Below are 7,398 nucleotides of genomic sequence, written 5' to 3'. Positions count from 1 at the left end.
CGATTCCCCGGCGATTCCGTGAAGACGCTGTGAGGGGCTCGGGCTATTCATGGCGGGTATCGGGGCCGTCGCCTTTCGATATGGTGTGCGATTGCGGTCGCCGTGACCGAAATCGCGGCTGTGACGGAGATGTGCTGAATTTTGTTGATATGCGGCGTCTTTCGATAACCACAGGCGGCCGCTTCAGCAGAGGCTGCTGTTGGAGGTCTCCTGGAAGGCGCTGGAGCACGCCGGAGTCGACCCGACGTCGCTGCGGGGCAGTGACACGGGAGTGGTCACCGGAGTGGCCTACCAGGGTTACGGGACCATCGCCAAAGATTCGGGACCGGCCGCCGAGGGGTACGTGTCCATCGGTTCAGCGGGCAGTGTGGCGTCGGGGCGGGTGTCGTATGCGCTGGGTTTGGAGGGTCCGGCGTTCACGGTGGACACCGCCTGTTCCTCGTCGCTGGTGGCGATCCATCTGGCATGCGAGGCTCTGCGGCGACAGGAGATCTCACTGGTCCTGGCGGGCGGGGTGACCGTGATGGCGACGCCGCCGCTGTTCCTGGACTTCGCGCCGGCGCGGCCTGGCGCCCGACGGCCGGTGCAAGTCGTTCTCCGCCGCCGCCGACGGGGTGGCCTGGGCCGACGGCGTGGGTGTGCCGGTGTTGGAGCGGCTGTCGGACGCGCGACGGCTCGGGCACGACGTCTTGGCCGTGGTTCGGGGCTCGGCGGTGAACCAGAACGGTGCGAGCAACGGTCTGACCGCGCCGAACGGTCGGTCACAGGAGCGGGTGATCGCGTCGTCGCCGGCGGACGCGGGACTGCAGCCGTCGGATGTGGACGCCGTGGAGGCGCACGGGACCGGACGGCCCTGTGCTTCCGCTGGTACCTCGGGATGTCCATCCGCTGGGCGACCACCGGTGAAACCGAGCGTCGCGGCGACTATCAGCTGTGGTGTGGGCCGACGATGGGTGCCTTCAACCGGTGGGCCGGTTCGGATATCGCCGCGCCGAGCGTGGTCGAGATCGCGGAGAACCTCATGCGGGGCGCGGCGGTGCCGTCCTGGCGGAACGCGGCCGCGCGGCTCGGCGTCGACGACGCGTTCCCTCGGGTCCGTTACGCGACGGGATAGACCCGCGGGGACCGTTCATCCCCCGGTTCCCGGGCTCGGGTGGTGCAGTCCGCCCAGCCGGGAGGCAATTGTGACGGCGGCGTACGGGGCCGGTCGGGGTCCACCGGTGGGACGGCATCGATCAGGCGGCAGGCCCCGATCGGTATGACCACCGCGGCCGGTCGGACCGTCAGCGCCGAAAGAGCCGCCGCGCCCACGCGCGGACACGAGTGGGACGCGGTTCCGGGGCCTCGTCGGTGTCCTCGACGGCCGCGGCCTGCGCAAACCGGACGTGCAGTTGCTCGCGGACCTGGTCCGGGGTGTAGGCACGGCGGCGGCGCTCGGCGCGCACCACCACCACACCGGTGGCCACCACACCGGCCGCACCCGCCAATCCCAATACCTTCCACCACCTCATACGCATAGGCTACGTCCATGGCGGGTGCCGATATCGATCTCGAGCGGGCTGTCGAGATCACCAGAACAGGTGATATCTGGCTGTTCCGTGGCCATTCCACGGCCGATCGGATGATCCGGATGACAACGAACAGTCCGGTCAACCACGTCGGTATGTCCGTCGTGATCGCTGATCTGCCCGCGCTGATCTGGCACGCGGAGCTCGGCCGGTCGCTGCCGGACATGTGGTCGGGCACCGCGCACCGCGGCGCCCAGTTGCACAACCTGCGCGACGCGGTGCTGGTCTGGGCGAACCGCTACGGCCAGCAGGCCTGGCTACGCCAACTGGACCCGCCGGCCACTCCAGAGATGGAGGACAGTGTGCTGCGCACCGTCGCCCGGCTCGACGGCACCCCGTTCCCCTCCACCGCCGCGTTGGCCGCGCGCTGGTTCCGTGGCCGACTCCGGCCGCCGCGCCGCCGATCTCACCGGGCCGCCGCCCGGCAGGTTGAGAACGCCTACTGTGCCGAGATCGTGGCCGCCACCTACCAGGCGATGGGCCTGCTGCCGGACAACCGCAGCCCCGACTGGTACGACCCCGGCCGCTTCTGGAGCGGTGATCGTCTGCGGCTCACCGACGGTCACGTACTCAGCGGTGAGATCGCGGTCCGGGTACCGGCCGAGTCGGCGCGCTGACCTCCGGGCGGCGCTCCGCGGCCCGAGGGCCGCACCGGGTTCGGGAGGCCGTCGGTGCTCGCGGAGTTCCGGCGGGAGCCGAGCGCCGCGAACACCCGCGAGGGCCTGTCGTGGCGGGCCAACGTCGAGACCATGCGGCTTATGCGCATCCACCACGCGGCGATCATCGCCTCGGATTACCAGGCGTCCAAGGAGTTCTACACCGAGATCCTCGGCCTGCAGGTCTGGCGGAGAACTATCGGGCCGAACGATCTTCCCACAAACTGGATCTCGCCCTGCCGGACGGGACGCGGCTGGAACTGTTCTCGTTCCCGGACCCGCCGGCGCGATTGTCGTGGCCGGAAGCGTGCGGTGTGCGGCATCTGGCCTTCGAGGTGTCCGATGTGGCCACGGCGCTGCACGAGCTGCGGGGTAGGGGAGTGCGGACCGAAGGGATCCGGGTGGACGAATACACCGGTCGGAGATTCGCCTTCTTCGACCCGGACGATCTGCCGCTGGAGCTGTACGAAGCGTGAACACCGGCCGGCGGCGAGCCACAACACCGCACCGTGGATTGTGGGTCCTCCGCATACCGTTCGGTCGACCGGACCCCATAACGTCGAACCGTGATCCGAAAACTGATCGATACGCCCCACCGAGTGGTCGCGGGCGTGACGGTACTGCTGATTCTCGCGGGTGTGGTTGCCTGGGCCGTCCGCGCGGATGGCAATGACCGGCCTCTGGTTCCCGCCACGGTGCCGGGACAGTTCAGTGCCGAGCGGGCCCTCACCCACCTGGACCGGTTCGCCACCGAACCGCGGCCGTTGGGAAGTCCGGCAAGCGACCGGGCGGAGGACTATATTGCCGGACAGCTGCGGTCGGCGGGCTTCTCGGTGGAAATACAGCACGCGGTCGGTGCTCGGTCCTCGACGGGGTTGGCGAGTTTCGGTCGTGTCGACAACGTGATCGCGACCCTTCCGGGCCGCGACGCCACCGGAACCGTTCTGCTGGCCGCGCACTATGATTCCGCGGCAATGGGGCCCGGCGCGTCCGACGACGGCGCCGCGGTCGCCGCGATGCTCGAGGTCGGACGCATGATCGGTCGGGACGGCGCGTTGCGCAACAACCTGGTGTTGCTGTTCACCGACGGAGAGGAGGACGGATTACTCGGTGCCGAGGCGTTCGTCCGGGAGCATCCGCTGGGCCGTGCGGGCGGCGTCGTTCTCAACTGGGAGGCACGGGGGGTGAGTGGGCCGTCGTTGATGTTCGAGACCTCCACCGGCAATGCCGAGCTGGTCTCCCTGTTCTCGGACACGGTGCCCGACCCCCGGGGTGACTCGTCGATGGTCGAGATCTACCGGTATCTGCCGAACGACACCGATTTCAGCGAATTCTCCGCCGCCGGTTTCACCGGACTCAACTTCGCCTACATCGAGCAGCCGTCGTATTACCATACGGCGGGCGATTCCCTGGCGAACCTGGACCGGCGCAGCCTACAGCATCACGGTGAGAACATGCTGTCGCTCACCCGGGCGCTCGGCGCGGCCGACCTGCCCGCCCTGCGGTCCGATCGGGATGCCACCTACTTCCGGCTCGGTGCCTTGCCGATCACCTACTCGGACGTGCTGGTATGGCCGCTCGCGGTATCGGCCGTGGCACTCGTGGTGGCACTGGCCGTGCTCGCCCGGCGTCGACGATCGGCGAGTGCGCCGCGGATGATGCTGGCGGCGGTGTCGGCGGCGCTTCCATTGGCGGCGTCGATCGTGCTGGGGCAGGCACTCTGGTTGCTGCTCGCGGCCCTGCGCCCGGATTACCGGGTAATGAGTGGGTTGCTGTATCGCCCGCACTTCTATCAGGCCGCCCTCGCCGCTCTGGCCGCGACCGCACTGCTCGTCTGGTATCTGCTGCTGCGTGGTCGTCTGGGCCCGGCTGCGCTCGCGATCGGAGCCCTCGCCTGGCCGGCCGTGCTGGGCGTGGTGTGCGCGGCGGTCGCACCCGGCGCGTCGTTTCTGTTCGCGCTGCCGACGGTGTGCGCTGCGGCCGGCGCGCTGGCGGCGTTGATACCGGTGCGCTGGTCCGGGTGGCCGGCGGTGTCCTTGGCGCTGGGGCTTTCGGTCTCCGCCGTATTGCTCCCCGTCATGGCCCGCGGCCTGTTCATCGGTGTGGGCCTGGCGTTCGGTGGCGCCGGCGCTGCCTGCCTGACCCTGTTCGGCCTCATGCTGCTTCCTGCTGTCGAGCTGCTCTTGCCGGAACCCACCGTTCGCCACAGGGCCGTCGTGGCAGCGCCGTTGCTCGCCGCGGCACTGGCGACCGTCTCGGTCGGCGCCGGCCTGGTCACCGATACCGCCGACGCGGAGCACCCTCGGCGCAGCCACCTCGCCTACGTGCTCGACGCCGACACCGGGTCGGCGCACTGGGTCAGCGGTGAACCACATCCCACCCCCTGGACCCTAGAGCACGTCACCGGTCACGATATCTCCGGACTTCCTCCCGGTTACGCACGCGGTCCGCTGTGGACCGGGCGGGCCGAGCCCATCACCGTCGAGGGTCCCCGCCTCGAGGTACGCCATCGCGACCGTGACACCGTGACAGTGCACGTGGATTCCCCGCGAGCGGCCACGTCGCTGACCCTGCGCATCGATCACCCGATCGATCTCGTCTCCGCGAACGTTCCCGGTATTGCTCCGGTCGCCGTGCCCGTTCCGGGCGTGCGCGCCACCACCTGGCCGGGCGAGATCCGCTTCCGTGATCTTCCGCCCGAAGGTGTCGAACTCACCGTGCGCACCCCGGGCGCGCACCGGGTCCGCGTCACGGTGATCGATGAAACCCGTGATATCGCCGATGCTCCCGGGTTCCGCCCCCGTCCCGAGCATGTCGTGGCCTCCACCCGTGAGGACGGTGATCTGATAGCGGTAGCGCGGACCTACGAGGTGTGAACCATGAAGCGGATGGACTCGTTCGCGCGACCCCGAGTGGTGACGGAGGTTCAACGGGGACCGGCGGCGGTGGATCGGGTGCTCGGCGCACGGTTCGCCGCGGTGGCCGTGCGCTGGCCCGCGAGTGGAGACCGCCCGGTGAGATCAGCGGGTAGGCCGCGGTCAGTATCCGTGCTCGACATCGATGATCGCGCGGAGGGGCTCGCTGCCGGCGAAACGTTCGACGTTGTCCTGGACGTGGTCGGCGAGTAGGGCGGTGAGACCGGAGGCCGGGTTGGCGATATGGGGGGTGATGATGGCGTTCGGCAGCGTCCAGAGTGGATGGCCGTCCGGGAGGGGTTCGGGATCGGTGACGTCGAGTGCCGCGCCGCCGATCGAGCCGTTCTTCAGTGCCGACACCAGCGCGTCGGTGTCGATCAGCGCGCCGCGGGCGATATTGACCACCCAGGCGGTCGAATTCATCCGTGCCAGGGCGTCGGCATCGACCAGTCGCTTCGTCGCCGTTGTCGCGGGCGCCGCGAGGACGAAATGATCCGCGCGCGACCATATTTCCCGGGTGCGGGCGGCAGGCAACGTCTCGTCGGCGCCGGGTACGGGCATGCCCGACCTGGTCACCGCCAGTATCCGCGCGCCGAAGGCGGTGAGCAGCGGAATCATCGTCCGGCCGATGCCGCCGCACCCGACGATGGCGACGGTCGAGCCGTACAGCGTGCCCACCCGGGGGTCGAGTTCACCCTTGCGCCACGATGTCGCCCGCACCTGCTCGGCCAGCGCTCGTACCCCGGCGAGTAGTAGCAGCACGGCGTGTTCGGCGACGGTTCTCGCGTACGCACCCGCCGCGGAGGTCCACACCCGTCGGTTGTCGATGATCCCGGCGGCGAACCACGACTCCACTCCCGCGGACGGCAGCTGCACCCAGCGCACGGCGTCCGGTAGGTCGGCAGGGAAGGAATCGACCCCGCCGGCCCAGACCACGGCTTCCGCCTCGTCCTGCGGGACCAGTCGTCCGCCGGCTCGCTCGATACCTCGGACGAGATGGGGATCGGGCCGGGGGCCGAGGTGTATCAGCGGGGTGCGGGGCATGGGGTTCTCGTTTCCTGGTGTGTCGAGATCGTCGCCTCACCGTATGCCGGGGCAGCGGTGACGGGTTACGTCGGTGTCGCCGCGGGCGGACGTCACCGGCGTAGGGCGATTCCTGCCTTCCCGTCTCGGTACCGAGTGGGCCCGAGGGCCGACGGCCCGAGAGCGGTTGTCGGTATGGCCGTCCGGTTCGCGGGGCGGCCGACCCGTGCCCTCGCGGCATCTCGCGTTGACCACATCCTGTCGAGCACTAAACATCATACAAAGTGGGCGAGTCATGCATCGCGGCTGCCTTCCGTGAGTGAAATTTATGCCCTCTAACTGGGAAGATATCGGATTCATCCGATAAATTCCCCCGGTGACCTTGACCACAGGACGGTATTTGTCATACATTCTTGCCCATGCAAGACGGTGTGCAGTCCAAGCAGCGGCTCTTCGAGACGGTGGCCAACTCGCTACAGGAGGAGATCCTCGGGCTGTCACCGGGAGACAAGCTGCCCACCGAGGCGGAACTGGCCGATCGGTTCGAGGTCAGCCGCACCGTCGTCCGCGAAGCGACGCGGTTGCTGGTCCAGCGCGGGCTGGTCACGGTGAAGCCGGGCCGCGGGATGACCGTGGCGACGATGGACGGCAGCTTGATCGCCGAACAGTACGGTTTGCTGCTGCGGCTCAGCGAAGGCTCGTTCGAACAGTTGCTGGAGCTGCGGCTGGTGCTCGAGGTGGAGATGGCGGCGCTGGCCGCCGCCCGGCACCACGAGGAACATCTCGCGGCCATGCGCCGCGCCAACGACGAACTGAACCGGGCCGACCCGTCGAGTATCGAGTTCCTCGACGCGGACCTCGCGTTCCACGAGCTCATAGCACAGGCCAGTGGAAACCCGTTCTTTCCCTTGGTCGTCCGGCCGATCAACGGATTCCTGCGCGACACCTACAGCGGTGGCGCCGGGTATCCGTCCGAAGCCGGCCACACGGTACGCGAACACATCGAGATCGCCAATGCCATCGCCGCGGGCGATCCGGCCCGAGCCAGGTTCGCCGCCGAGAACCATCTCCGCAGAATTGTCAGTAATCGAGGTATTTTGATGTCGTCTCGAACCCGAGAATCGCCGGCAGGCTGAATTATCCGGGCGGTCGGCTCGTTCGGGCGGCCGCGCCGTAACAACACATCATCGCAGCTCAATGCTGTGGTCTATGCGCTTTTATTTCGGTGTGTGCGCA

At 68.5% G+C, this 7,398-nt stretch carries 7 protein-coding genes and 2 pseudogenes; 7 read left to right on the top strand and 2 right to left on the bottom strand.

Going from position 1 to position 7,398, the window contains the following annotated elements; genetic code table 11:
- Positions 1–184: 184 nt before the first annotated feature.
- A pseudogene (locus tag ON20_RS40845) lies at positions 185–848 on the top strand (beta-ketoacyl synthase N-terminal-like domain-containing protein); the annotation flags it as partial.
- A 29-nt stretch (positions 849–877) separates the two neighbouring features.
- Complete coding sequence (locus tag ON20_RS40840) at positions 878–1,114, top strand: hypothetical protein (RefSeq protein ID WP_368853949.1); 237 nt, start codon at positions 878–880, stop codon at positions 1,112–1,114.
- A 169-nt stretch (positions 1,115–1,283) separates the two neighbouring features.
- Here ON20_RS40840 and ON20_RS32000 read toward each other — a convergent pair whose 3' ends face one another.
- The gene (locus tag ON20_RS32000; protein ID WP_040841957.1) at positions 1,284–1,511 is read right to left on the bottom strand and encodes a hypothetical protein; all 228 of its coding nucleotides are present in this window, start codon (positions 1,509–1,511) and stop codon (positions 1,284–1,286) included.
- Between the two features lie 17 nt (positions 1,512–1,528).
- On the opposite strand from ON20_RS32000, the gene ON20_RS31995 reads away from it, so the two are divergent.
- From ON20_RS31995 to ON20_RS31985, 4 genes and pseudogenes are all read left to right on the top strand, one after another.
- Entirely contained in the window at positions 1,529–2,185 is a 657-nt protein-coding gene (locus tag ON20_RS31995) for a hypothetical protein (protein ID WP_040841900.1), read from the top strand.
- Between the two features lie 132 nt (positions 2,186–2,317).
- Positions 2,318–2,377 (top strand): annotated as a pseudogene (locus ON20_RS40835) (hypothetical protein); the annotation flags it as partial.
- A 32-nt stretch (positions 2,378–2,409) separates the two neighbouring features.
- Positions 2,410–2,700, top strand: a complete 291-nt coding sequence (locus ON20_RS31990; protein WP_368853951.1) for a VOC family protein — start codon at positions 2,410–2,412, stop codon at positions 2,698–2,700.
- A 90-nt stretch (positions 2,701–2,790) separates the two neighbouring features.
- Positions 2,791–5,100 (top strand): M28 family peptidase, encoded by a 2,310-nt coding sequence (locus ON20_RS31985; RefSeq protein WP_051163719.1) that lies wholly within the window; start codon positions 2,791–2,793, stop codon positions 5,098–5,100.
- A gap of 162 nt (positions 5,101–5,262) precedes the next feature.
- On the opposite strand, the gene ON20_RS31980 is transcribed toward ON20_RS31985, so the two are convergent.
- Positions 5,263–6,183, bottom strand: coding sequence for a D-isomer specific 2-hydroxyacid dehydrogenase family protein (locus tag ON20_RS31980; RefSeq protein ID WP_040841897.1), 921 nt, complete (start codon positions 6,181–6,183; stop codon positions 5,263–5,265).
- Between the two features lie 398 nt (positions 6,184–6,581).
- On the opposite strand from ON20_RS31980, the gene ON20_RS31975 reads away from it, so the two are divergent.
- On the top strand, positions 6,582–7,298 hold the full coding sequence (locus ON20_RS31975; RefSeq protein WP_040841894.1) for a FadR/GntR family transcriptional regulator: 717 nt from the start codon (positions 6,582–6,584) through the stop codon (positions 7,296–7,298).
- Positions 7,299–7,398: the final 100 nt, after the last annotated feature.

It is taken from the genome of Nocardia brevicatena NBRC 12119, assembly GCF_000308495.1.
Classification (GTDB): Bacteria; Actinomycetota; Actinomycetes; order Mycobacteriales; family Mycobacteriaceae; genus Nocardia; species Nocardia brevicatena.
The sequence above is the reverse complement of the archived record's forward strand: the minus strand, read 5'-3'. Positions and strand labels throughout refer to the sequence as shown.

Bases quoted from the DNA above. Each gene is read 5' to 3' on its own strand.
- ON20_RS40840 (WP_368853949.1), top strand. From the start codon at position 878: ATGTCCATCCGCTGGGCGACCACCGGTGAAACCGAGCGTCGCGGCGAC.
- ON20_RS32000 (WP_040841957.1), bottom strand. From the start codon at position 1,511: ATGAGGTGGTGGAAGGTATTGGGATTGGCGGGTGCGGCCGGTGTGGTG.
- ON20_RS31995 (WP_040841900.1), top strand. From the start codon at position 1,529: ATGGCGGGTGCCGATATCGATCTCGAGCGGGCTGTCGAGATCACCAGA.
- ON20_RS31980 (WP_040841897.1), bottom strand. From the start codon at position 6,183: ATGCCCCGCACCCCGCTGATACACCTCGGCCCCCGGCCCGATCCCCAT.
- ON20_RS31975 (WP_040841894.1), top strand. From the start codon at position 6,582: ATGCAAGACGGTGTGCAGTCCAAGCAGCGGCTCTTCGAGACGGTGGCC.